At 39.6% G+C, this 24,708-nt stretch carries 23 protein-coding genes and 1 other annotated feature; of the genes, 2 read left to right on the forward strand and 21 right to left on the reverse strand.

Annotated elements, in window-relative coordinates; genetic code table 11:
• Positions 1-63: 63 nt before the first annotated feature.
• Positions 64-1,473 (forward strand): Na+/H+ antiporter NhaC family protein, encoded by a 1,410-nt coding sequence (locus tag Gferi_RS06545; protein WP_069974820.1) that lies wholly within the window; start codon positions 64-66, stop codon positions 1,471-1,473.
• A 32-nt stretch (positions 1,474-1,505) separates the two neighbouring features.
• Here Gferi_RS06545 and ltaE read toward each other — a convergent pair whose 3' ends face one another.
• Genes ltaE through trpE form a run of 8 tightly spaced genes read right to left on the reverse strand, consistent with a single transcriptional unit; the run spans position 1,506 to position 9,035 of the window.
• A complete protein-coding gene (gene ltaE, locus Gferi_RS06550) occupies positions 1,506-2,537 on the reverse strand; it encodes a low-specificity L-threonine aldolase (RefSeq protein ID WP_069974821.1) in 1,032 nt (343 codons plus the stop codon).
• Between the two features lie 48 nt (positions 2,538-2,585).
• On the reverse strand, positions 2,586-3,380 hold the full coding sequence (trpA, locus tag Gferi_RS06555) for a tryptophan synthase subunit alpha (RefSeq protein WP_069974822.1): 795 nt from the start codon (positions 3,378-3,380) through the stop codon (positions 2,586-2,588).
• Entirely contained in the window at positions 3,370-4,572 is a 1,203-nt protein-coding gene (trpB, locus tag Gferi_RS06560; RefSeq protein ID WP_069974823.1) for a tryptophan synthase subunit beta, read from the reverse strand. Before trpB ends, trpA begins: the two co-directional genes overlap by 11 nt.
• 1 nt (position 4,573) lies before the next feature.
• Positions 4,574-5,176 (reverse strand): phosphoribosylanthranilate isomerase, encoded by a 603-nt coding sequence (locus Gferi_RS06565; protein WP_069974824.1) that lies wholly within the window; start codon positions 5,174-5,176, stop codon positions 4,574-4,576.
• Positions 5,173-5,955 carry an indole-3-glycerol phosphate synthase TrpC gene (gene trpC / locus Gferi_RS06570; protein WP_069974825.1) on the reverse strand — a complete coding sequence of 261 codons (783 nt, stop codon included), beginning with the start codon at positions 5,953-5,955 and terminating at the stop codon, positions 5,173-5,175. Before trpC ends, Gferi_RS06565 begins: the two co-directional genes overlap by 4 nt.
• On the reverse strand, positions 5,952-6,971 hold the full coding sequence (gene trpD, locus Gferi_RS06575) for an anthranilate phosphoribosyltransferase (protein WP_069974826.1): 1,020 nt from the start codon (positions 6,969-6,971) through the stop codon (positions 5,952-5,954). Before trpD ends, trpC begins: the two co-directional genes overlap by 4 nt.
• A 31-nt stretch (positions 6,972-7,002) precedes the next feature.
• Positions 7,003-7,560 (reverse strand): aminodeoxychorismate/anthranilate synthase component II, encoded by a 558-nt coding sequence (locus Gferi_RS06580; protein ID WP_330389690.1) that lies wholly within the window; start codon positions 7,558-7,560, stop codon positions 7,003-7,005.
• 2 nt (positions 7,561-7,562) lie between these two features.
• Positions 7,563-9,035, reverse strand: coding sequence for an anthranilate synthase component I (gene trpE, locus Gferi_RS06585; RefSeq protein ID WP_069974828.1), 1,473 nt, complete (start codon positions 9,033-9,035; stop codon positions 7,563-7,565).
• Positions 9,036-9,205: 170 nt separating this feature from the next.
• Positions 9,206-9,470, reverse strand: a binding site (T-box leader).
• Between the two features lie 430 nt (positions 9,471-9,900).
• On the opposite strand from trpE, the gene abc-f reads away from it, so the two are divergent.
• On the forward strand, positions 9,901-11,808 hold the full coding sequence (gene abc-f / locus Gferi_RS06590; protein ID WP_069974829.1) for a ribosomal protection-like ABC-F family protein: 1,908 nt from the start codon (positions 9,901-9,903) through the stop codon (positions 11,806-11,808).
• Positions 11,809-12,046: 238 nt separating this feature from the next.
• Here abc-f and Gferi_RS29420 read toward each other — a convergent pair whose 3' ends face one another.
• The 13 genes from Gferi_RS29420 to Gferi_RS06640 form a co-directional block, all read right to left on the reverse strand.
• On the reverse strand, positions 12,047-12,148 hold the full coding sequence (locus Gferi_RS29420; protein WP_408607485.1) for a putative holin-like toxin: 102 nt from the start codon (positions 12,146-12,148) through the stop codon (positions 12,047-12,049).
• A gap of 153 nt (positions 12,149-12,301) precedes the next feature.
• Positions 12,302-13,300 (reverse strand): PucR family transcriptional regulator, encoded by a 999-nt coding sequence (locus tag Gferi_RS06595; protein ID WP_069974830.1) that lies wholly within the window; start codon positions 13,298-13,300, stop codon positions 12,302-12,304.
• A 23-nt stretch (positions 13,301-13,323) separates the two neighbouring features.
• Positions 13,324-14,436, reverse strand: a complete 1,113-nt coding sequence (locus tag Gferi_RS06600; protein ID WP_069974831.1) for an ABC transporter ATP-binding protein — start codon at positions 14,434-14,436, stop codon at positions 13,324-13,326.
• 147 nt (positions 14,437-14,583) lie between these two features.
• Positions 14,584-16,467: a thioredoxin domain-containing protein gene (locus Gferi_RS06605; RefSeq protein ID WP_334292689.1), complete on the reverse strand. Its 1,884-nt coding sequence runs from the start codon at positions 16,465-16,467 to the stop codon at positions 14,584-14,586.
• Positions 16,468-16,501: 34 nt separating this feature from the next.
• Positions 16,502-16,669 carry a DUF255 domain-containing protein gene (locus tag Gferi_RS29165; protein WP_207645802.1) on the reverse strand — a complete coding sequence of 56 codons (168 nt, stop codon included), beginning with the start codon at positions 16,667-16,669 and terminating at the stop codon, positions 16,502-16,504.
• A gap of 674 nt (positions 16,670-17,343) precedes the next feature.
• Positions 17,344-17,709, reverse strand: a complete 366-nt coding sequence (locus tag Gferi_RS06610; RefSeq protein WP_069974832.1) for a DUF4180 domain-containing protein — start codon at positions 17,707-17,709, stop codon at positions 17,344-17,346.
• Between the two features lie 18 nt (positions 17,710-17,727).
• Positions 17,728-18,567, reverse strand: a complete 840-nt coding sequence (locus Gferi_RS06615) for an alpha/beta fold hydrolase (RefSeq protein WP_069974833.1) — start codon at positions 18,565-18,567, stop codon at positions 17,728-17,730.
• Entirely contained in the window at positions 18,568-19,554 is a 987-nt protein-coding gene (locus tag Gferi_RS06620) for a DUF4180 domain-containing protein (RefSeq protein WP_069974834.1), read from the reverse strand.
• A 161-nt stretch (positions 19,555-19,715) separates the two neighbouring features.
• A complete protein-coding gene (locus Gferi_RS29425; RefSeq protein ID WP_083273412.1) occupies positions 19,716-19,886 on the reverse strand; it encodes a DUF255 domain-containing protein in 171 nt (56 codons plus the stop codon).
• Positions 19,887-19,996: 110 nt separating this feature from the next.
• The gene (locus Gferi_RS06625; protein WP_069974835.1) at positions 19,997-20,203 is read right to left on the reverse strand and encodes a hypothetical protein; all 207 of its coding nucleotides are present in this window, start codon (positions 20,201-20,203) and stop codon (positions 19,997-19,999) included.
• A gap of 64 nt (positions 20,204-20,267) precedes the next feature.
• On the reverse strand, positions 20,268-21,020 hold the full coding sequence (locus tag Gferi_RS06630) for an ABC transporter ATP-binding protein (RefSeq protein WP_069974836.1): 753 nt from the start codon (positions 21,018-21,020) through the stop codon (positions 20,268-20,270).
• Between the two features lie 27 nt (positions 21,021-21,047).
• On the reverse strand, positions 21,048-23,396 hold the full coding sequence (locus Gferi_RS06635) for an ABC transporter permease (protein WP_069974837.1): 2,349 nt from the start codon (positions 23,394-23,396) through the stop codon (positions 21,048-21,050).
• On the reverse strand, positions 23,377-24,660 hold the full coding sequence (locus Gferi_RS06640) for an MFS transporter (protein ID WP_083273413.1): 1,284 nt from the start codon (positions 24,658-24,660) through the stop codon (positions 23,377-23,379). The genes Gferi_RS06635 and Gferi_RS06640 overlap by 20 nt, the downstream gene beginning before the upstream one ends.
• Positions 24,661-24,708 lie beyond the last annotated feature (48 nt).

Genomic DNA, 24,708 nt, shown 5'->3' on the forward strand with positions numbered 1-24,708 from the left:
AGATACAATAGTATTTAACGGTGTGTCTATCTTATAAATAAATAATGAAAAGGAGAGATGAAAATGGAAGCAGGAGCACATTTAGGCATTATTTCTATACTACCTGCAGCAATCGCTATTATACTTGCATTTAAGACAAGAAACACTGTGTTTTCTCTGGCTGTAGCTTGTTTTATCGGAGTTTTAATGGCGGGGCAGGGTCTTTTAGGTTTTCCCAATCTTTTAAAAGGTGCACTAGGCACTACCAGTTTTTCTTGGATTCTGCTACTAGAGCTATTCATCGGTATTTTAATTGCGTTTTTCCAGCGAACAGGCGCTATACAAGGCTTCACAAGAATCATGGACAACAGAAAATTGAGTAGAGTCAAGATTCAATTAGTGGCTTGGGTAATGGGGATGTTTGTATTCTTTAGTGACTATTTCAGTCCTTTATTTGTTGGTTCAACCATGCGGGGCCTCTCCGATAAAGCTAAGATTTCCAGGGAGAAACTGGCCTACATTGCCGACTCCACCTCTGCCCCGGTCAGTGTAATGGTACCCATTACCGGCTGGGCCGTATACATATCCGGGTTACTCATCGGAATGGGCCCGATTGAGGATGCCAATCAGGCAATCTCTGTATTTACAAGATCTGTTCCCTTTAACTTCTATGCGATCATCGCTGTTGCATTCGTTGGATTGTTTGCGATTGGCGCTATTCCAGATTTTGGGCCTATGAAGGCTGCTGAAAAGAGAGCTTTAGAAGAGGGAAAAGTATTACGTGATGGGGCCGATCCGCTTCTAGGAGAAGAATTAACAGATACACCCCCCTATGAAGGCTTCTCCTGCAGCGTGCTGGCTACTTTTATATTACCTGTACTAATCGTTATCTCTATTGCGGTGGGTACTTTTATTACCATGAAATCTGCTAAGACCATGGAAGCATTTATGACAGCAGTGGTTGTATTGGGCATTATCATGAGAGTAAAGGGCATTCCTTTTAATGACATCATGAAGACTGCTATGGCAGGGATGAAAGGCGTACTTCCAGCCATCATCATCTTAGCGCTATCCTTCTCCATTAATAAGCTAAGTAAGGATATGGGAACTGCAAATTATATTATTTCTGTAACCGAATCCTGGCTGACACCCAATTTGCTTCCTGCACTAACCTTTTTAATTGCTAGTACAATCGCGTTTTCAACAGGTACATCCTGGGGAACCTTTGCCATTGTTATGCCAATTGCTGCTCCACTTGCCTTCAGCTTTGCCGGCGGCGAAATTACCTCCCTAGTGCTGGCTACGATTGCTGCTGTTGCGGGCGGCGGTGTGTTTGGCGATCACTGTTCACCGCTTTCTGATACAACAATTTTAGCATCTACCGGAGCTGCATCTGATCACATCGACCATGTAAAAACACAAATTCCTTATGCATTAATGGCAGCAGGGCTTGCTGCAGCCGTCTATCTGGTTATTGGATTTACTGCAGTATAGGCAAATGCCACGATCAAATGATCGTGGCATTTTTACATATTGATGATCGTTTTCAGTGTATCTACTACATAGTGTACATCCTCACGGTTAACCCAGTAGTTAGTGACAAAACGCATGATACCATCCTCTGCCGGATTGATTTTAATACCCTTCTTCAACATCTCTTTCACCAGTTTATCTGAATCATATTCCGTACCTGTCATATCAAAAAATACCATATTAAGATGAATATCTTCTATATTAACCTTTATGCCTGGAATCTTCGCAAGCTCCTGCCCCATCAGCAAAGCATTTTCATGGTCTTCCTTCAGTCGGTGAATCATTTTTTCCAAGGCTACCAATCCTGCTGCTGCCAAAAATCCTGATTGTCTTAATCCGCCGCCCAATAGCTTTCTGCCCTTTCTTGCCTTTTCAATAAAAGTTTTGCTTCCTGCTAAAATAGACCCCACCGGTGCACAGAGGCCCTTGGAAAGGCAAAACATCACTGAATCAACATACTGAACAATCTCACCGGCTTCTACATTTAGATAAGTGGCCGCATTAAAAAGTCTTGCCCCGTCTAGATGAATAGGTATATGATACTTCCTTGTAATTTTATGGATTTGCTCCATATTTTCCAGAGAGATTACTTTTCCATTGGAATGGGCATTTTCCAAACAGATTAATCCGGTATCCGGATAATGGATATCCGCTTCCTTCCTGATCTTTGCTTCCACTTCCCGTGGGTCTAATTCGCCATGACAACTGGTTAAGGTCCTCAGTTGTACGCCTGCAATCACAGAAGCTGCGCCGACTTCATGCTGTACAATATGACTATCATCTCCCAATAGGACCTCGTCTCCCCGCTTGCAATGAACAAAAAGGGCCAGCTGATTTCCAAAGGTACCACTGGGTACAAATAAAGCAGCTTCCTTTCCTACTAACCGGGCAGCATATTCCTCCAGTCTGTTTACCGTAGGGTCGTCTCCATATACATCATCCCCCACCTCTGCGCGAAACATGGCTTCCCGCATTTCTTCCGTCGGCACAGTTACTGTATCACTTCGCAAATCTATGTACCGCATATCCATTCCTCCTTCATCCTATCTTTACTATTCTATTATATCATATACCTATTCAATAGAATGATGAAGTCTCTGAACAAAGTCAAAAACCCGTTCTTCCACATCTCCGGTTCCGATTCCCTCTTCGATTTTTTCTATGATACTGCTGCCCACAATCAGGCCGTCACTAAGCCCCTTTAGCTTTCTTACAGCCTCTTCTCCAGATATTCCGAACCCAATAGCAGTAGGAATAGATGTATGCTTTTTAACCTGTGCCATAAATTGGTCTAAATTATTCTCAAAAGTATCTCGCTTCCCCGTAACTCCTTTTGAGGAAATGCAGTAAACAAAGCCACTGCCGACCTGAACAATCTCTTGAATCCGTGCTTCCGATGTAGGCGCTGCCATTGGAATTAAATCCACCGGATAAGCTTTCATTTGCTCATAAAGTTCTTTTCTTTCCTCTAAGGGCAAATCTGGAATAATTAATCCATCTATACCGCTTTCATTGCAGTTTTTTAGAAACTTTTCCGTACCATATCGAAAAACAGCGTTATAATAAACCAAAAATACAAGAGGAATCATTGTTTGCCTGCGCAGACCAGTGATCATCTCAAAAATAGTGTCAATGGTAATAGGATTTTTTAAGGCTCTTTGGGAAGCTCTTTGGATAACAGGACCGTCGGCTAAGGGGTCGGAGTAGGGAATCCCCAGTTCAATAATATCTGCTCCTGCCTTTTCTAATGCGAATACCAGCTTCTCTGTAGTTTGCAGTTCTGGATCTCCGCAGGTTATATAGGGGATTAATGCCTTCTTATTCTTGTTTTTCAGCGTTTCAAACTTACTTGCAATTTTACTCTTCATATTGATCTTTCCTCTCTAAATTTTTTAATACCGTATCAATATCCTTATCCCCTCTGCCCGATAAATTGACCACAATAATATCCTCTTTGTTGGTCTTAGGTGCAAGCTTCATTAAATGTCCAATTGCATGTGCACTCTCTAGGGCAGGGATAATTCCTTCCGTAACGGTTAAGTACTCAAAGGCCTCTAGCGCCTCATTATCCGTTATAGACACATATTCGCCTCTGCCCGTAGTATGAAAATAGGCATGTTCCGGTCCAATGCCAGGATAATCCAATCCGGCTGATATAGAATAGACCGGTAAAATCTGACCGTTATCATCCTGAAGCAAATAGGTCATCATCCCATGGAGTACCCCAAGAGTTCCCTTTGCAATGGTAGCTGCGTGGGCTTCGGTATTCACACCCTTTCCTGCAGCTTCTACCCCAATAAGTTTTACTCCTGTTTCATCTTTGAAAGGATAAAATAGTCCCATGGCATTGCTTCCACCACCAACACAGGCAATCAAATAGTCAGGATACCGTCTTTCCTTTTCTATAATTTGCTCCTTTACCTCATCTCCAATAATTCGTTGAAAATCTCTTACCATAGTAGGATAAGGATGGGGGCCTACAACAGAACCAATCACATAAAAAGTATCATCTACATGGGTTACCCAATCTCTTATGGCTTCGTTTGTAGCATCTTTTAGGGTTGCAGTTCCCGAGGTTACACTGTTCACCTTGGCGCCCAACAGCTTCATTTTGAATACATTCAGTGATTGCCGCTGTATGTCCTCTTCTCCCATATAGACTTCGCAGTCTAACCCAAACATAGCACAGATTGTGGCCGTAGCTACACCATGCTGCCCTGCTCCTGTTTCTGCGATAATTCTTTTTTTACCCATTCTCTTTGCCAGGAGTACCTGTCCGATGACATTATTAATCTTATGTGCACCTGTATGATTCAAATCCTCCCGCTTTAAATAAATCTTTCCGCCGCCTAGACGTGCTGTCAGATTTTCAGCAAAGTACAGAGGCGTAGGCCGGCCTGAGTAATCTCTCACAAAGTACTGATATTCTTTTCTAAAATCCTCGTCATTTTTCGCCTCAATAAATTTTTCTTCTAACTCAATTAGTGCATTCATCAACGTTTCCGGTACGAACTGCCCTCCAAACTGTCCAAATTTTTTCGGCAATTTTGTATCTTTCATCTTATCTCCTCACATTCTCTATAAAATTTTTCATTTTGTTAAAATCTTTTATGCCATTCTCTTCTACACCACTGCTTACATCAACGATATCCGGCTTCAAAATTCGGATAGCTTCTCCTACATTCCCTGCATGAAGTCCTCCAGCCACTATCCATAGCCCTCTTCGCCTTATACTTACTGCCATCTCCCATGGAAAAGTCTTTCCGCTTCCGCCATATTGCCCTCCTGTATAGGTATCCAACAGATAACCAGCCACTGTATATTGCTGCATCTGCCTAAAGCTGACTTTATCTTTAATCCGAAAGGCTTTCCATACTTGTCGTTGAAATGCTTTGCAGTAATCCGGCTCCTCGTCTCCATGAAACTGCAACACATCCAGCCCGCATCCTTCAGCAACCGCATCAACCTCTTCTTTTTTCATGTTCTGAAATATTCCCACTTTTTTAATCTGCTGATCCAAATCTTTGACCAATTCTCTAGCCCAATTCAAATCAACCTGCCGGCTGCTCCGGGCAAATACAAACCCTACATAATCAGGCTGCAATTGATTTACATATTGGATATCCTCTTTTCTTTTCAATCCGCAGATTTTTATTTTTGTCAATCCCTATCCCCCCTTAATTCTCGCATTTTGTCTCTTATGGAACTGGCCCGCATTAGACTTTCTCCAATCAAAACACCATCTACCCCCAATTTTTCCAGGTACTTCATATCTGCTCTGGTATGAATGCCACTTTCACTGATAATGGTTTTTCCCTTAGGGATTTTATTGATTAGATGTGCCGTTGTTTCAATATCTGTATCAAAGGTTTTTAAGCTGCGATTATTGATTCCGATGATCTCTGCCTGTGCTTCCACGGCTATGTCCAGCTCTTCCTGATTGTGTACTTCTACAAGACACTGGAGTCCGATTTCTGCGGCTATTTTTTGAAAAAGCACCAATTCCTTCGTGCATAAAGCCGCTGCAACCAGCAAAATCACATCGGCACCCAAAGCCTTTGATTGATAGATTTGATAAGGATCTATGATAAAGTCCTTTCTTAATAAGGGAATATCGGCAAACCTTCTGATTTCTGACAAATATCGGCTGCTTCCTTGGAAAAAATGTTCTTCTGTCAGTACGGAGATTGCTTCTGCCTTGTTTTGCTGATAACTTCTTGCAATTTCTAAGGGATTAAAATCTTCTCGAATAATGCCTTTAGAAGGAGAAGCCCGCTTTACTTCTGCGATCATACTTAGTCCTAACTTGCTTTTTATCGCTTGTTTAAAATCCAAGCACTGCCTTTCTGCTTCTAATCCAGAAAACATTCGGTACAAAGGCATCTTCATTTTTTCCGCTTCCACTACCTGCTTTTTTTTACGAATAATCTTATCCAATATCATAGGCCTTCACCCTGACTCTTTTTAATCCATTGGTTTAACTTTTTCATTACCAATTTCTTATCGATTGTTTCTGCTGCAAGACGAATGCCTTCTTCCAAAGAGGCTGCCTGTTTTCCTACATAAATGGCAGCGCCAGCATTGAGCAGCAGCATATTTCGCTTCACTCCCTGCTCTCCTTGGAAAAGTCTTCGCAAAATCTCCGCATTTTGACCGGGAGAACCTCCTTCCAGGTCTTTTCTATCTCCCAATGGTAATCCAAAATCCCTTGGATCAATCGTATAATTTATGATCCGGTCATCCTTTAATTCACTTACCTTTGTCTTTGTGGCAATCGTAATCTCGTCCAGTCCATCCAGCCCATGTACGACCATTGCCCTTTCTGTACCAAGATTTTTTAAAACCGCTGCCATCAATTCCGTAAGCCTTTCATCAAAAACCCCAACTACTTGCCCCTTAACCCCTGCTGGATTGGTCAAAGGACCTAAAATATTAAAAATCGTTCTTATTCCCAGCTCCCGCCTCGGTCCAGCTGCGTAACCCATCGCCTGATGAAAATGGGGCGCATACATAAAACCGATATTGAGTGCCTTCACACATTCCTGTACCGCTAATGGTTCCAGTTCAATATTTACACCTAAATGCTCCAATACATCTGCACTACCGCATTTACTGGAAACAGACCGGTTTCCGTGTTTTACTACAGTCGCACCTGCTGCTGCCGCTACTAAGGCCGCTCCTGTAGAAACGTTAAAAGTGTGTGCACCATCTCCCCCTGTTCCGCAGGTATCAATAGCATAATCTGTATCAATTTTCACAGGCGATGCCTTTCTCCGCATCGCCTTTGCGCAGCCGGTTATTTCCTCCAATGTTTCTCCTTTTATCCGCAGTGCTACCAGCAGACCTCCGATTTGAGCAGGGGTTGCCTTTCCTTCCATGATGTCCTCCATGATTGTCACCATTTCATTCTCCGATAAACTTTGTCCTTTTATCACTTTATCCATTGCAGCTGTTAACATCACATACACCACTCCTTTCCACTCTTCTATCCTATAAGGCAAGAAATTTTCTTAACAGTTCTTTTCCTCTTTGTGTAGATATGGACTCAGGGTGAAATTGCAAGCCGTATATGGGATAGTCCTTATGTCTTATCCCCATGATTTCCCCATCTACACTTTCAGCTGTAATTTCCAATTCTTCCGGCAGTGCCTTCCGATCCACCGCTAAAGAATGATATCTTGTAACATTGAGAGGATTTTCCAGGCCTTCAAATAGACCTTTTTCATTATGAAAAACTTTAGATATTTTGCCATGTACGGTTTTTTGCGCATGCACGATATGACCTCCAAAAGCTTCTCCGATGGCCTGATGACCCAGGCATACACCTAAGGTGGGAATTTTTTTTCCTAGGACTTTGACCACTTCCATGGAGATGCCCGCATCTTTAGGAAATCCCGGTCCGGGAGAAATGACCAGATGGCTGATATCCATCCCCTGCAGTTCAGCGACGGTTACCTTATCATTTCTGAATACCTCTACATCCCCATGTATCTCGCCTATATACTGATACAGGTTGTAGGTAAAGGAATCATAATTATCAATGATCACAATCAATTGGATTCCTCCTTTGCTTTATAGATAGTTTGTAAAAGGGCCTCTGCCTTTCGCAGGGTTTCCTCATACTCTTTTTCAGGGTCTGAATCTGCCACAATCCCAGCTCCTGCCTGAATATAAGCAGTATTATCTTTAAATAGAATGGTTCGGATGGCAATACACATATCCATGTTTCCATTAAATCCAAAATATCCTACCGCTCCTGCATAAAGCCCTCTTTTTCTTGTTTCCAGTTCATCAATGACTTGCATCGCCCGAATCTTTGGTGCGCCTGATACTGTACCGGCAGGCATACAGGCCACCAATCCGTCATACATATTGTATTCTTCCTTCAATCTCCCAATCACGTTGGATACAATATGCATCACATGAGAATATCTTTGTATATCCATTAACTGATTCACCTCTACCGTACCAAAAGCAGATACCTTTCCGATATCGTTCCTTGCTAAATCTACCAGCATCAAATGCTCCGCCAATTCCTTTTCATCCTTTAACAACTCCCGGGCATATGCTTCATCTTCCGTTCTATCCCGTCCTCTGGGCCTTGTTCCTGCGATCGGGCAGGTCTCAATGCAGCCTTCCTTTACCTTTGTCAACAGTTCCGGCGAAGAGCCTACCACATGATAATCACCAAAATCAAAAAAATACATATAGGGAGAAGGATTCAGACTCCGTAGGGAACGGTATGCATTAAAAGGATTTACTTTTGTGTCGATCTGCAGCCGTTGGGACAATACTACCTGAAAGATATCCCCGTTCTTTATATATGTTTTAGCTTTATCAACCTTTTCCATAAAGCTTTCTTTGCTCTCCGTGCTTTGACAGTTTCCTGCCTGCAGTGTTTCTTCTATTTCTCCGCTAACAGATAGTGTTTTCTGAAGAATTTCCTCTTTTATTTCATAAAGTCGTTTTCTTCCATCTTGATAGCGCTTTTCTAAGTTTTCATCCACAGCCAGCATCAAGATAATTTTAATTTTTTGCTTTACATGATCATAGACGATCACCTCCTCCGTAAATAGCAGGCAGGTATCGGGTATCTGGAGATCATCCTGATTGATTGGTCCCAATTGCTCATAACTTCGGATGACATCATAGCCAATGTATCCCACAGCACCGCCATAGAAGTCCGGCATATTTTCTACCGGTGCCATTTTGATGCCATTCATATAAGTTTTCACAAACTCCAGGGGCTGCCCGATGCTGAAGCTATGCTCTTTTCCACGGATAATAGAAATTTCCTGTCCATAACAGGTTATCTTCATAAAAGGCTTTCTGCCAATATAAGAATACCGCCCCCACTTTGTTCCTCCTTCTACACTCTCCAAAAGATAGCTGTCCTTCGTACTGCAGAGCTTTTTAAATAGGGTAATTGGGGTTTCTGTATCCCCCTCCATCTCCAAACAGATCGGAACTATCCCTGCACAGCTGCCAATCCTTTTCAATTCTTCGAATTCCGGATAAATCATTTTACCACCCCTTATAACTAGATTTGTTTTTGAAAAATAAAAAAGAGCACACCATCCCCATTACAGGGACGGAATGCTCTTGCTTCCGCGGTGCCACCCTTATTAGACAGCCTATCTTTCTACTTCTCAGCCGCAACTTGAACAAAAAAATAAAACACTTCATCCTAATTTGATAGGACGAAATGTTCTCATTCCGCGTTGCCACCTACTTTAGACAGATAGAATCTATCTCACTTTCTCAGATACAGAAACCGTAGTACGCTTTCGATATCCTGCCTCTGTAACGTAAGGCTGACGGCTTTATGCTACTCTCCAAGCGGATTTCACACAGCTTCTCCTGGAACCATTCAATAAGCACCTCTGCATCAGGCTTCCACCATCCCCGACTCGCTATGCCTTTGCTGCCTATCTACTTTTTCCAATCATAGAATTTCCGGGCTATTTCATAAAATCATATACCATTCTGTCTATTCTGTCAATAGAAATTTTTCCTTCAAATTTCGTCTTGAAGAGATACAACTCCTATGGTATAATTAGGAAGATTAGGAGGTGAAATGGATGTATGGACAATTGCTGGTTGATACAATTTTAAACAGACTGCCTGTAACTGCAATAACATTTGATTTTTTTTGCCAAGGGGGTAGTGTGTCTAAAATTAGATATTATGTCAACTAGCGTAAAGTAAATCATCCAAAACCTGTCGAATAGAATGCCCGGTCAAGGATTTACTTGCCTGGGCTTTTTTGTGGTATAAAACGGTTCTGTACACCTTGAAATAGAACTGGCTTCTTTGCATATTATTCCTTCAAAGCTTAGGCATGGATTTACCGGTCTGGGCTTTTGTCTTAATTAAGGAGGAATTCAAATGATTGATGTAGCTTTAAAAAACATTGAAAAATATTATGGTGCCAATAAAGTCCTAGGAGATATCACCTTTGAAATCGGAAATGGGGAAAGAATTGGCGTGGTAGGCCAAAACGGCAGTGGCAAAACTACTGTTTTTAAAATCATTGCAGGAATAGAAAAACAAGATGGTGGATTTTTATCAATCCGAAAAAACACGACGCTGGGTTATTTGGATCAGATACCTGCTTTCCCTGAAGCTACCAAAGTACTAGATGTACTCAACAGTGCCTTTGAAGAACTTTTAATATTGAAAGACCATATGCATCAACTGGAACGGGAAATGGCCCATGCTCTACCCATGCAGCTGGATGAGATTATGAAAAGATATGGAGAAGTACAACTGCGATACGAGCATCAAGGCGGATATAATATGGAGGAAAAGCTGAGCAAAGTGTGCAGCGGTCTAAAGTTTTCAGAGGCTTTTCTGGATAGAAGCTTCTCCTCTCTAAGCGGCGGTGAAAAAACCTCCGCCATCCTTGGGAAGATACTGCTGCAAGGACCCGATGTTTTGCTTCTGGACGAACCTTCAAACCACTTGGATCTAGAATCTATTGAATGGTTGGAGGATTATCTAAAAGAATATAAAGGCACTGTTTTAATCATCTCCCATGACCGATATTTCTTAGACCGTGTGGTTCACCGGGTAATCGAGATCGAAGATGGAAAAGCCGCCGTTTACGAAGGAAATTATTCCTATTATGTAGAGGAAAAAGAAAAAAGACTGCTGTTGCAATTTGAGGCTTATACAGATCAACAGAAGAAAATAAAAGCCATAGAGAACGCCATCAAGGATCTTCGTGATTGGGGCAATCGGGGCGGTAATGAAAAATTTTTCAGACGGGCTGCCAGTATGCAAAAGCGCCTAGATAAAATAGAAAAACTTGACCGACCCCAGTTAGATAGGGCAAAAATCCAGCTTCAGTTAGGTGGGGAACAACGGTCCGGCAAAGATATTTTTGTCGTGAAAAACTTGCGAAAAACCTTCGATGACCAAGTACTGCTCGATCAGCTCAACTTTCAGATGCGCTATGGAGAGCGGATTGGACTTCTTGGTAAAAATGGCAGCGGTAAATCTACGCTGTTTAAAATTCTGCTGGAACAGCTTCCCTATGACGATGGCGAAATCAAAGTTGGTGCCAATCTTCGTATAGGCTATCTGGAACAAGAGATCGCTTTTCCCCGGGAGGATGCTACGATCCTTGAGGTTTTCCGCCATCAAGTACCAGTTCCTGAGGGAATGGCGCGCAGCATCTTGGCGAAATTTCTCTTTTACGGAAATGATGTATTTAAAAAAGCAGGGACATTATCCGGCGGCGAAAAAAGTCGATTAAAACTGTGTCTGCTCATGCAGGAAGACCTCAATCTATTAGTTCTAGATGAACCGACAAATCATTTAGATATCGATTCTCGGGAAGCCTTGGAGGAAGCACTCACCGACTTTGTCGGCTCGATCCTTTTTATCTCCCATGACCGTTATTTTATCAATCGAATGACAAATCGTATCGTTGAACTGGAGAATGGGAGACTGATAGAGTATATCGGCAACTACGAAGATTACAAAGAAAAGAAGCTGAAAATGAAATTGCTTTTAGAAAAACAGCTGCCGTCAAAGGTAAAAAAGTCTAACAGGCCAACAGCAGTCTCTCCACAAAAGCATAGTAAATCGCTTGAACCTTTGAAGAAAATAGAGGAAAAAATCGCGTTAATAGAAGATCAGCTTCGGAAAAAAGATCAGGAAATGGCTGATGCCAACAGTGATTATAAAAGACTTCAAAAAGTCTGTGAAGAAAAATCCCAGCTGCAATCAGAACTGGATTTACTCATGGAAGCTTGGCTTGAAGGCCTTTCAAAGGAATCAGATCTGTAAGCAGTTTATGCATTGTAAAAAAGAAGGCGCTACTTTATCCTTCTTTGATTTTCTTTATATCTTTTCAATTAAATGCAGATTCTCTAAAAAACACATTAAAGAAAAGTGTATAAAATTGTGTTTATTTCTTTTCGTTTTATGTTATAATATAGAAAAAGGTAATCGGCACCGCGCGGTGCGGTTGCCATACAGTGTTTCGTTAATTAATTATAATCACACTGCGGGCGAGGCAGGGTGATTATTTTTTTATCCTGAAATTCAGGACCGCTATTACTAACATAGAAAACAAAATCATTAAAGACAATGCTTCATAAGTAGTCATAGCACCACCCCCTTCCATTTGGGAATAGAGGCGGCAACCACACCCTGCTTTTATCCGATTACCTTATATCTATCCTATCATAAAAACAGATTCACCTGCAAGAAACAGATACCTCATCTCTGAGCAAGGAAACCTTTATGAAGATCTTTACATTATCCTTTAAACAGATATCTAAATCACTTTTTCCTTGCGCATGATCCAAGCTAGCTGAAACAGCCAGCAGTCCGAAAAATTCTTCAAATCATAGCCACTGCACCGATAGATTTTGTCTAATCGATACAGCAGTGTATTTCTATGGATAAATAGTCTTGCGGCAGTATCTGTTAGGTTTAAGTTGTTTTTAAAATATTCCTCAATGGTTGTAACGATTTCATGATCCAATGCTTCCTCAAATTTTTTGCTAAATACCTTTTGAAGGATGCTTTCCTTTAACTCTGGATTTAGTTCCCCTGCCACACGATAAAAATCCATTTTCTCATAATGATATACCCCATCCGGAAGTTTAAATCGTCTTTTTAACGCCATTGCTTCCAGACAGCGGACGTAATGAATGCGCAGCTCTTCACTGACTTGAAGCATACCTCCAATAGCAATGAAACAGTCTGTAAGCAGTTCTGTCATAATATTTGTCCGTATATCTTTGCATACATCCTCTATCGTCCCCTCTTCTATCAGCAGGAGTACGCGATTTTCGTATATCAGTTGGAGTTTAACATTTGTAAAGTTCGATGTTATTTCCATTACTTCCTCATTATATTGATCCAGGGTATCTATCAGGATCAGGTGAGCAGGCAGCAGCTTACTCTTTTTTTCTTCCAAGATAAACATTTGCTCGTCTTCTACGTTTCCGTTCAAAACTCCTCTTACCAGTTGGGATAGTGACTTTCGCTCCTGCAATACTTTGGCAATCATAAGCAGCATAAGGTTTACTGTAATATCCCTGTGAAAGCTGTCCTCTTCTATACAAACATAAGTATGAGGATGTTCGGGAGATAAGCGATAGATATTATAGCCCTTGTAATTTCCTTCAATGTTCTCTTGAAGCGCTGCCAATGGAATGTTAAATTCTGCATCAGGAGGATATCTATAAGCTTTTTCCTGTGCTATGACAAGAATTCTTTTACCAACTGTTCTGCCTATTTCCTGTAATACCGCTTTCATAGACTCCATAGGATACCCCTTCATGTAAGCTTCTAAAAAATTCTCTTCTCCGTTTCAAAGTCAAATAAATAAACCTTATCCCAGTGATAATTCAGTTCAATGTCGTCTCCTGATTTTTTCACTGACTTTGAATCAACCCGCGCAATAATCTGTTTACCACTGATCGTTGTGTGAAAATACTTTTCCGCACCCATTAGTTCAGCTACTTCGATTTTTCCGCAAATCATTGAATAATTATGATGCAGCGGTTGGATCTCTCTCTCATGGAGATGCTCCGGCCTGATTCCAACATAAACTTTTCTTTCTAAATATCCCCTTTGTTCAAGGATTTTCTCCATTTCTTCTGTAACATGGATCGGCGTATCGTCCTCTAGTCTTAATTCAATTTTACCATGATTTTTTACAACCGTGCCATTAAATATATTAATTTGTGGACTGCCGATAAACTCTGCCACAAACAAATTCTCAGGGTTTTCATATACATTCTGGGGCGTATCGATTTGCTGTATGTCCCCGTCCTTCATAATTACAATTCTTGATCCCATCGTCATCGCTTCCACTTGATCATGGGTTACGTAAATAAAGGTAGATTGAAGTTTTTTGTGAAGCTTTGTAATCTCCGTTCGCATCTGTACTCTAAGTTTTGCATCCAGATTGGATAGGGGCTCATCCATTAGAAACACCTTAGGTTCCCTGACAATAGCCCTGCCTAAAGCCACTCGCTGTCTTTGTCCACCAGATAGCGCTTTTGGCTTTCGATCCAGCAAGTGTTCAATTTCTAAAATTTTTGCAGCTTCTTTTACCTTTTCATCAATAACATCCTTTGGCAGCTTTCTTAGCTGAAGACCAAAAGCCATGTTGTCATATACACTCATATGTGGATATAACGCGTAGTTTTGAAACACCATAGCAATATCTCGATCCTTTGCCGATACATCGTTCACCAAACGGTCTCCGATATATAGTTCCCCTTCCGATATGTCCTCCAACCCAGCCACCATTCTCAGAGTTGTTGTTTTTCCACAACCTGATGGTCCAACTAGAACAATGAACTCTTTGTCTTCAATTTCCATATTGAAGTCTTTTACCGCCTGTACATTTCCCGGATAGATTTTTTTAATGCTTTTTAAGATTACCTTAGCCATATTTCTCTCCCCCCAGCATTCTTTTATCCCAAGTATATAGGAAGGAAAGAAGAAATTCCATTGTGAGAATTCACAAAAAAATCATTGGAATTTTGTATGTGTATGGCTGTAAAAAGTAAAATCCAAAGCAATGCTCTGGATCTTATCTCACATCATCTTTTGCCTTTGTACAATCAACTTCTTGAATACCTCTAAATCTGCAGTAGGCTCCTGGCAAGCAAAGTTTTCACAAATATAGGCAGTAGCTTTGTTCTCAATCATACCTTGCTTTACTGCAAAAGGTACCAATCTATACAGTTCTTCGCTGTCATCATTCAACACTACAGTAGTAAAGGGTAGGAAATGTCGGTGAATTTCTGCCAGCATGGCCTTTGTATCTTCGCTATCTCTCCCTCCAACTATCACAATCTCTTTGGGAGCCATATTGGCAAATAAGAAAGCCATCATAAAATGTGTAAAGGCGTTTGGATTCTCCTTTACATTTCCTCCAAAGGTATGGAACTGCTGCATTGCCTTTTCTTCCAACACCTTATTTCCTGTCATTCGCGCAAGTCTAAGCAAATTCAAAGCTGCAACAGAGTTGCCGGAAGGGGTTGGTCCATCGTAGACTTCCTTTGGCCTGGCAATCAGTCTCTCACTATCCTTCCCATAGAGATAGAATCCGCCCGCTTCTTCATCCCAGAAATAATAGACCATATCCTGGGCTAATCCAAGGGCCTTTTCCAAATAGACAGTTTCAAAGGTTGTTTCATACAGTTCAATCAATCCCCACATGAGAAATGCATAATCATCAATATATGCCAGATGGGCTGCATCTCCATCACGGTATCTGGCCAGCAATCTGCCATCTTCTTTTACAAGCTTGTTCATGATAAAGCCTGCAGCCTTCTTTGCAGCATGGATATAAGCAATATTATCCAGAACCCTTCCAGCCAATGCGGTGGCTGCAATCATTAAGCCATTCCATGAAGTTAAAATTTTGTCATCTTTAAAAGGGTGTATTCTTTTTTCCCTATAGTGATATAACTTTTCTCTCCCCACATTTAATTGTTCCCTTAGTTTTTGATCCTTTTCCAGATGCTCCAGGGCAACATGGATCAGATTCGGTACGCTCTTTCCCTCAAAATTTCCGCCATGCCTAATGTCATAGTATTTACAGAAACGCGGGCCCTCTTCCTCTCCCAAGACTTCTTTTACTTCTTCCACATCAAAGACATAGAACTTTCCTTCTTCTCCTTCGGAGTCAGCATCTTCAGCAGAATAAAATCCGCCTTCAACAGGAGTCATATCCCTCAAAATATACGTCAATATCTTTTCCGCGACCTCTGCATACCGATAGTTTCCTGTAACTTGGAAAGCCTCTAGATAAGCAATAATAAGCAGTGCATTATCGTAAAGCATTTTCTCAAAGTGGGGCACCAGCCATTCCCGGTCTACAGAATAGCGGGCAAACCCAAAACCAATATGATCAAAAATACCCCCTTTATACATACTGTCTAATGTCTTTTCAACCATAACCAATCCATCTTCATTGCCAGTAGCCGTATAGTATCTCAACAAGTAGGACAGATTATGAGGAGTAGGGAATTTGGGCGCTTTTCCAAAGCCTCCATAGGCATGGTCAAAGAAATGCTTTAAGTCGCTAAAGGTGTTATGTAAGATGTCTTTTGAAAGCTCTGCCTTATTGCTTGCTAAGATAGAGGCTTCCACAGCTTCCATGATCTGCTCGCCGGATTTCTCCAGCTCATCTCTTCTTCGGCTCCATAGATCTTCTATGCGATTTAATATATCTATGAGCCCAGGATGCCCGGACTTGTTGTGTTTCGGAAAATAGGTACCTGCATAAAAAGGCTTCTTTTCAGGTGTCATGATAATAGTCAGGGGCCACCCGCCTTGTCCGGTCAAAGCTTGGCAGACGCTCATGTAAATGTGGTCAATATCCGGCCGCTCTTCCCGGTCTACTTTGATTGAAATGAAATATTTATTGAGTACTTCTGCAACTTCTTCATCTTCGAAGCTTTCCCTCTCCATCACATGACACCAATGACAACAAAATTTTACCATGTCAAGAGTATCCAATAGACAGGAACACAGGTCTGTCTAGTTCTCTTGCCCTAGCAAAAGCTTCTTCAGACCATGGATACCAATCCACTGGATTATATGCATGTTGTAACAGGTATGGAGATTTTTCATCGACCAATCTGTTTGCTGTTTTATGCATAGTTTTTGACATTATATCACCTTCCTTCATCTGTTTTCATTAGTTTGCTATACTGTCAAATTTCCTATTCGTGAAACGAAAAAAGAGCGGAGATTCTCCACTCTTTTGGTATTACATTTGTGACGTGATTTAGGAATGATGCGACATATTGGTGGAGTGTGGACCTATGTGTCCACCCGTTAATTTTGCCGTCTCTTTGGGCAGACACACAGGTCTGCCCCTACCGCTATCCTTATGTTGGAGACAATGTAGGGGAGCACAGTGTGCGCCCGCTAATGATATGCATCGGGAGAACAATGTTCTCCCCTACAGGAAATAACAGCCTGTCGGTATGTGATGCATGGAACACTCCCTGTGGTGTTCCCCTGTATGTCGCATCATTCTACGAATACGCAATAATCAAATATTATCTTTTTATAGTTTATACCATATTATAAAAAACCTTCTCAAAGCATTGCTACGAGAGGGTCAGTTTTCTATAAGAATTGAAGTTAATAGGTTACATGTCATCAATGACAAGTGCCCTTAACTATAACCAACGCTAGGAATACCCAATAGATAAAAAGGATAGCAGCATCTTTACTTACTATCCTTTGAGTCTGACATTTTATTATATTGTTCAGATGCTTTTTCTGTACGTTTATAATCTGCAAAATTCGCCCCATCTGGTTAAGAATAGACAGTAGTTAGTAAGCCAAAGCCAATTTTTCTACTGCCTGATCCAAATTGTCTACAAAGAAAATATCATTGCCTTTGTTACACTCATGAATAAAATCATGCAAAGGCTTGCTTGTGTACTTAGAAAAGTCACCGATAATAGCCAGCTTGGTACGGTAATTTATAAATTTTTGCAGAACTTCCCCGGCAATACCGCTTCTAAGTCTGAAGAACTCTTCACTTATGGCCTTTTTATCTAATACAATTCTGCTGCAGTCTTTTTCATATTTTACCGTCATCATAAGGTCGAGAGCAGATTGTGAATCATTTATTAAAATATCTTCGCTCTCAATATATACAATGGAATTGTTTTTCCCTAAAATAGTGTATTTCATTCTTTAAGTGCCCCCTTCTCACTTTATTTGTTCAAATATTGTATCAGTAAGATCTATTAAACTGTGCCCTCCTTCAGGCAAAATGTTGATTCTAGCACTTGGAACAAGTTTTTTCATTCTGTCAGCAGTCTCCATAGAATGCAGCATTATATCTTTTGCCCCAACAAATAAGAACACCGGCATAGTTAGACGCCTCAACTCTTCATCTCTAAAAATCGGTATAGGCTCTTTCCTTATATTGAAATTTTTCCCTATTAATATTTGAAATTTTAATATTATTTCAGGCATATCAACATTACCGTTAATAATTTTGAACAACCTTCTTATACCCTTTTCACCAAGAAGCATATGAAACAATGCTGTAAATATAATTTTTTTATTTTGAGCGCCTATGCCAGCTGGACATAATAAAACTAATTTATCTATTTTGTCCGGATACCTTATAGCAAATTTAGCCGCCAGCCAAGCACCTAAAGAGGCTCCTATCACAACTGCCTTGCTTATTGACAGCCCGTTGAATACGTCATATAGCCAGTCATCAAAATCCGATGTGGTAAATGGAAGCTGTCTCTCATCACTTCTCCCTGGTTCACCTGGCAAGTCAAGGGCATATACCCGGTATTTTTGATAATACTTTAAAATATCGCTTACCCACATAATTGAATTCATACTGCTTCCATGCAGCAATACCATGGGTGGTGCGGAAATATCCCCGGCAGCTATACAAAATGTGTTGCCATGACGGGTGTTTATATTTAACCTTTCATATGGTATTGTCAGTTTTTCAAGAAGCATATCAGAATATTTAAGTACTTCATCCCTGCCTTGCTGTGTTTTGAATGCTTTTTTATTTTTCATTTAAAATTCCCCCTTTTGCTTTAAGCTCCAAAACCATTTTTCTGCATCTGCAATATTTATAAACAATCTAAGAACATCATGTTTTCTGCTTTCAGCAATTGAATCTCCAAATTCACTTTTCAAGTTACTCATATCTTTGATAACAATTGCAGATTTAATATGATACATCGTAAATTTTTGAAGCAAAGTTCCAACTAATCCTTTTTTTGGTTCCAGAAAGTCCTTAGAAAGTGCTTCAATATCAAACAAGACAAACTGCGTATTGTTTTCTGCTAATGCAGTAATGATGTCTAAAATATTTCTTTCTGTTTCAAGTTTAGTTTCTGAATCATTAAAATGAACATAACTTATTCCATGATTGTTGTTTACGGTATACTTCATTATTCTGTCGCTTTTTTCTTTCTTATCGTTCACTTTCATATTTGCATTTTCTGTCACATCGTTTTTATTAGGAATATTAGCAATAGCTCTTCGCAGGTCTTGAATCCATCCCAGTTCATTTTCATGTGTTCTTCGAATATTATCGTTAATGAAGCTCCATATTTTTGTTTCCAAAACAGTTCTATCTGACAAAAAATTTGAATCCTGTTTATTGGTTTGCCACATTAACAACTGCATTTTAACTTGACTTTCATATCCATCAATTAATTTATTCAATTCATTGGTATTGAGTTGTTTTGAACATGCAAGCTGAACCAGGAAAGGCTTTTTAATTTCACTGGGTTCAACTGGAGAAAGAACCCATTCTTTTAAAGCAGCAAGTCCTTCACTAGTTATTGTATAGATTTTTTTTGTAGGAGAACTTTCTTGATACTTAACTTCATTAGTTACCAAACCTTTATCAAGTAACTCTGTTAGTGATTTGTATATTTGATTATTATTTCCTGACCAATGCATAAAAGCAGAGTCTTGAATAATCTTTTTTAAATCGTATCCTGCCATTGACTTGTAGCTTAGTATTCCTAAAATTGCAAAATTAATTGACATATCTCAACCTCCATATATTAATATCATATGTTAATAGTAACATATGATATTAATAGAGTCAAGGCTAATTTACCAAAGCTCCCAGTAGTTATGTTGGCGCGTAGTAATTCTAATCCATTATATAAAAAATAACTTGATAAACACTACCTAGTAAGCCTTTGTCAGGTTATTTTAATTATTCTATTCGAAAGAAATATAGGCTTATCCTCATTTTTAGCCTTGTCAAACGCTTCATTGCTCCATGCAAACCAATCTACAGGATTGTAAGCATGTTGCAATAAATAAGAGCTCTTTTCGTTTATCAATCGATTGGGTATTTTATTATTAGGCATATTATCACTTTCCTTCAAATTGTATTTTTAGTATTATTCCCTAAATAAAAAAGATTACCATAAGAATAGCACTCTTGTAGTAATCTTTTACCTATGTTCAATTTTAATTTCTATGTTATCCTATCCGTTCTCGTATATGTAATTGATTTTGCTACTGTTTTATATAATTCATTCTGTTCTTCAACAGCAAAAAAGGTTTTGGATTCTCCCCGTCTTTTTGCTTCTGCAGCTGCCGTATCCATGGCATAAACACCATAAGGTTCATATTTCACAACATCTTCTTTTGACAGATAATCATACAAATCCTTACCATTCACTTCTTAAAAAGACCTTATAATTAATCTCTCTGTTTCAATGTTTATTTAAATACCTATGCCCTGTCTAAAATCCCTGTTTTTCTAACCACTCGGATAACCTTTCCTCACGAGATGATTTTTTCTTTTCGCCTCTATCATATTTTCCCAAGTTCAGTTCATCATGGATATTTCCATCCATAAGGAATATCACACGGTCTGCTCTGGCTGCCACTTTCGCATCATGGGTAACAATAATGACGGTCGTACCTTCTCTATTTACGTTGTTGATGATATCCATCACTTCTTTTGTCGTACTACTGTTTAGCGATCCGGTAGGTTCATCCCCAAATAAAATATCCGGCTGATTAATTAATGCCCTGCAGATAGATGCACGTTGCAACTGCCCGCCTGAAACATTTTTAATATCATGATCCGCTACACTGACGATTCCTGTCTTTACCATTAGCGCATCTGCATTTTGATTTACCTGTTCTCTGGACAGGGTACCAGACTTAAACCCCGGAAGTACAATATTATCCCGGATAGATAAATTTTTTAAAAGATAGGAGTGCTGAAAAATAAATCCCATCTGCTTTAGCCTTACTTCACTCATCTTTTCATCATCCAGACTGGATATATCTTGACCGTAAAGCAACACATTGCCAGAATTGGGTCTATCCATTCCGCTTATACTATATAGCAATGTGGATTTTCCAGAGCCGGACTGTCCCATGATTGCGATGAACTCGCCCTCATATACCTTAAAATTGATATCACTTAACACCTTTGTATCTTTAAAGCTTTTATATAAATTTCGCACATCTAGTATTGTTTTCACATAGCACCTCCTTAATTTACCAATTCATTAATGTATAGAAATAATATTGTATTTTTTAATTGTTCTTACAACAATCCTTGTTATGAGCAGTATCAACCCCAGCAAAAGCAATGGGCACATGACATACTCGATTACCGGATTGGTAATAAGTTCAACCTTCTTAATCCCAAGTCCTGCAATACTTAACGCAACGTTAACAATCCTTTCACCTAGGACATCAGTTAAGATAATTCCCGCCAAGATGCCGGCTATGGAAACACATCCTATTTTTATCGTATACTGCTGTTTAATATCATGTTCAGAAAATCCTACAGCTTTTAAAACTGCTATTTCTGATAAATCTTTTGCCAAACGTAATTTCAAAAACAGAACAGTGATAAGCATTGCCAAGCATGCGCCAATAATGACGATTGCAAAAACCATAGTTCTAAGCTGTTTTACAACTCCACCCAACGTCTGGTTAATGAAATCCTCCATTGGGTCCACTGTTACTCCTGCTCCAAGGATTTTAGACCACTCAGTTGCCTTTTTTTCCACTTCTGCTCTATCCTTAAGATTAACTGAAAATGTATATTTTTCGGCATTAAGTCCTGAAAAATTATATTTTGACTTTGCAGTATATCCGCCACTGGTAACGTCTTGATAGATGCCAGAAATAACAAATTCCTGCTTTTTGTCATTAAAGTAAAGTACTATTGTATCACCGGCCTCTTTCCCGGTTTCATTGGCGTTAAGATAGGAAATGGCAATCTCATTTCCGTCTTTGGGAGTCTTACCACTAAGATACTGCAGCTCATTTCCCGCGTTAATTCCACAGTCTATATTCAGATTCATAAGTTTATTTTCAGCATCAAAAGTCTGGACACGTACCCTTCGATATTCATAATAATTTTCAATGGCATCATCATTTTCCAAAACTTGTTTTACATTTCCATAGCTGTTTTCAAGTTTTTCCCCATTATCCACTTCAATCAAAATATTCTCCAGAGAACTTCCCATATATGTTATAAACTCAGGCGCCTCGAAGGTATTCAAAAGATTAAGAGGAACCAGAATCATCAGTACAGCAATTGACACGACTGCAAATACAATTATCCAGCTTTTAAACTTATAGAAAACCTCACGTATTCCCATCAGCCAGTTAACAGAAATTTTCTTTGATTTATATAGTCCATCCTTTATACCGCCACTATCTTTATCAAATCCCTTTCCTCTAACTAAAGCATCAACAACTGTAACCTTTTTGATTTTCTTTAATATTTTTTTACAATAATAGCTTATAAGGAGAAAAACAAGACAGCCAGCAACAAGGGATAATATCAGTGCCAAAGCGGATATTCTCATATTTCCAAATGTAGCGCTGATATGTTTTGTAAATACACCGCTAATTAGTAATGCTAGAATATATCCTCCGATTACGCCTGCCATTGCTAATGCCCTGTATTTATTCAGATAAAGGTCCCTAATATCCGCAAATGTAAGTCCAATGGCCTTCATTGTACCGATTTCACTAATTTCTTCTTCCAAAGCAGCCATGATTGTAAACTTGACACAGATAAAGGAAACAAAGATTAAAAGGATACTCACCAAAAGCAAAACAAAGACAGTGCTGATATCCGTTAAAGCACTAAGCATAAAAATAATTGTATAAGTTACTGCTTGACCGTTCTGTGGTAGTCCTGCATTTTCATATGCAGTCTGAAAATTCGAAGCCTCTTTTGAATGGGTAAAATACGCTTCTATCAGATATTCGTTCTCTCCAACCTGATCGGAAAGCTCATCAAAATCTTCATCGCTTAACAGTATTCTTGTAGAAGAAACCATTGTGGAATTCATCATAGAATCCAAAATGAATTCTTTAATTACAAACTCCTTGGTGACATCATGACTGGTCAACATAACTCGATCACCTATTTCCATACCATACCTTTCACTTAAAAGTACGGGAATCCCCATTTCGCCTTTATGAAGGGTTACTTTTTCATGTTTAGAATTTAACAGTAAATCCTTGGTTTCATTCTGCTTTACCAGACCAATGTCAAGACGGCAGTCAGAAAGATTGTAAGTATCCTCCTTACCAACAACAGTAAGACTTTCACCGTAGACATCAATCATTGTTACGGTTTGCCAGCAAGTTATGCCTTCGTAGTCTAACATAAACTCATCTATTTTGTCCTGATTGATTTTTCCTTTATGCATCTGCATGAAATGAGGTGGCTGTGCCATCTTATATAATTCAGAAATCGATGTAAAGGTTTGTACTGCCATTATCACAGACAAGACCGCAAGACCTGCTGAAAACATCATAAACAAAAGTAATGACAGATTAATCACTTTGTTTCTTATAAAATCATTTTTAGCTATTAACCAGTTCATCGGCACCACTCCTTTCCATCACCTTAATGCTTTCTCTAGAGCCAAAAATAAATGCAAAAGCAAACATTATTAATCCTGTAATAATAAGCATTAACCCAATGCCACGTCCCTCTCCGGTACCAATAATGCGCCCTATGCTGCCTGCAAGAATGCCATCTTCCATAAGCATCGGCCCAAAAACATAATCAGCCAGCATACCGGAGACTGCATAAGCCACAACATAACCTATCTGTGTAAGGACACTTATCATTCCCCACGCCCTTCCCTGAACATCGTTTGGTATCCTGACACGGATCAACACATCTGCACAGGTATTAACAAATGGCAATGCAGTGAAAAACAAAATGCAGAAAACTACAATCAGCCATAGATTAGTTGTTGTGCCGGTCATTGCCATAAAGAAACCAGCTGCCATTAAGGAAATCATAAGAATCCCGGAATAATTTTTCTTAATATTTAAAATACCAATAACAATACTTCCAATTAACATACCAACAGCACTTACAGACTCCATGATTCCAAGTGTCTTAACATCAGCAAATGCAAGAATCATAGGGGTCATCATCGTCTGTAAAAAAGCAATAAAGAAACACATAAATGCCATCAGTATTACCAAACTGCTTACTCCTTTATCACAGGTAATGCTCTTCATTCCTTCCTTAAATTCCTTGAAAAATTTAAAGTTATCCATATTAGGCTTAACAGCATGGATACTCTTTCGTACCGATGCTACAGCAATAACAGTTACAAAAATAGTTGCCATATCAATTATTAAAATTGCCCTGATATCTGTAATAGAAAGAATCAGCCCCGCTATAAAAGGTGATATCAAATACTTAGAAGCCCCTGCAATCTGAACCAAACCGCTTGATTTGGCATATTCTTCCTCTGAAAGGAGGTCAGTAACAGTAGCCTTGTAAGCAGGTTCAAGTAACGCTACAAAAATAGAGCTTATCGTAACGCCAATGCATACAGGCAGAACCCCCGCATGTCCTGTATGTATACTAATAAATATAAAAAGCAGACCTAACGCCGAAAAAGAATCACCGCATATCATCATCAGCCTTCTGTCATAGCGGTCAGCAAGAATACCTCCAACAGGATTTAGCAGAATCGTAGGAAGATATGCCAGAAGTGCTGCAATAGAAACCCATGTTGCACTCCCTGTAAGATGGTAAACATAAATCGAAACAGCAAACGCAGTCATACCACTGCCAATGCTTGAAATCAGTTGTCCAAGCCATATAATCATAAACTTCTTCATAATAATCCCCCCCTTCTTGTGCACTTTATTTTGCGAATCTTTTCAATT

Origin of the sequence: Geosporobacter ferrireducens (assembly GCF_001750685.1) — a bacterium.
Classification (GTDB): Bacteria; Bacillota; Clostridia; order Peptostreptococcales; family Thermotaleaceae; genus Geosporobacter; species Geosporobacter ferrireducens.

What these genes read in the sequence shown, in the direction of transcription:
- trpB (WP_069974823.1), bottom strand. Translation starts at nt 4,572, where the DNA reads ATGAAAGATACAAAATTGCCGAAAAAATTTGGACAGTTTGGAGGGCAG.
- ltaE (WP_069974821.1), bottom strand. Translation starts at nt 2,537, where the DNA reads ATGCGGTACATAGATTTGCGAAGTGATACAGTAACTGTGCCGACGGAA.
- trpC (WP_069974825.1), bottom strand. Translation starts at nt 5,955, where the DNA reads ATGATATTGGATAAGATTATTCGTAAAAAAAAGCAGGTAGTGGAAGCG.
- Gferi_RS06635 (WP_069974837.1), bottom strand. Translation starts at nt 23,396, where the DNA reads ATGAACTGGTTAATAGCTAAAAATGATTTTATAAGAAACAAAGTGATT.
- Gferi_RS29420 (WP_408607485.1), bottom strand. Translation starts at nt 12,148, where the DNA reads ATGGAAGGGGGTGGTGCTATGACTACTTATGAAGCATTGTCTTTAATG.
- trpA (WP_069974822.1), bottom strand. Translation starts at nt 3,380, where the DNA reads ATGAAGAGTAAAATTGCAAGTAAGTTTGAAACGCTGAAAAACAAGAAT.
- trpE (WP_069974828.1), bottom strand. Translation starts at nt 9,035, where the DNA reads ATGATTTATCCGGAATTCGAAGAATTGAAAAGGATTGGCAGCTGTGCA.
- Gferi_RS06615 (WP_069974833.1), bottom strand. Translation starts at nt 18,567, where the DNA reads ATGAAAAATAAAAAAGCATTCAAAACACAGCAAGGCAGGGATGAAGTA.
- Gferi_RS06610 (WP_069974832.1), bottom strand. Translation starts at nt 17,709, where the DNA reads ATGAAATACACTATTTTAGGGAAAAACAATTCCATTGTATATATTGAG.
- Gferi_RS06640 (WP_083273413.1), bottom strand. Translation starts at nt 24,660, where the DNA reads ATGAAGAAGTTTATGATTATATGGCTTGGACAACTGATTTCAAGCATT.
- abc-f (WP_069974829.1), top strand. Translation starts at nt 9,901, where the DNA reads ATGATTGATGTAGCTTTAAAAAACATTGAAAAATATTATGGTGCCAAT.
- Gferi_RS06605 (WP_334292689.1), bottom strand. Translation starts at nt 16,467, where the DNA reads ATGGAGAGGGAAAGCTTCGAAGATGAAGAAGTTGCAGAAGTACTCAAT.
- trpD (WP_069974826.1), bottom strand. Translation starts at nt 6,971, where the DNA reads ATGTTAACAGCTGCAATGGATAAAGTGATAAAAGGACAAAGTTTATCG.
- Gferi_RS06620 (WP_069974834.1), bottom strand. Translation starts at nt 19,554, where the DNA reads ATGTCAATTAATTTTGCAATTTTAGGAATACTAAGCTACAAGTCAATG.
- Gferi_RS06595 (WP_069974830.1), bottom strand. Translation starts at nt 13,300, where the DNA reads ATGGAGTCTATGAAAGCGGTATTACAGGAAATAGGCAGAACAGTTGGT.
- Gferi_RS29425 (WP_083273412.1), bottom strand. Translation starts at nt 19,886, where the DNA reads ATGCCTAATAATAAAATACCCAATCGATTGATAAACGAAAAGAGCTCT.
- Gferi_RS06600 (WP_069974831.1), bottom strand. Translation starts at nt 14,436, where the DNA reads ATGGCTAAGGTAATCTTAAAAAGCATTAAAAAAATCTATCCGGGAAAT.
- Gferi_RS29165 (WP_207645802.1), bottom strand. Translation starts at nt 16,669, where the DNA reads ATGTCAAAAACTATGCATAAAACAGCAAACAGATTGGTCGATGAAAAA.
- Gferi_RS06545 (WP_069974820.1), top strand. Translation starts at nt 64, where the DNA reads ATGGAAGCAGGAGCACATTTAGGCATTATTTCTATACTACCTGCAGCA.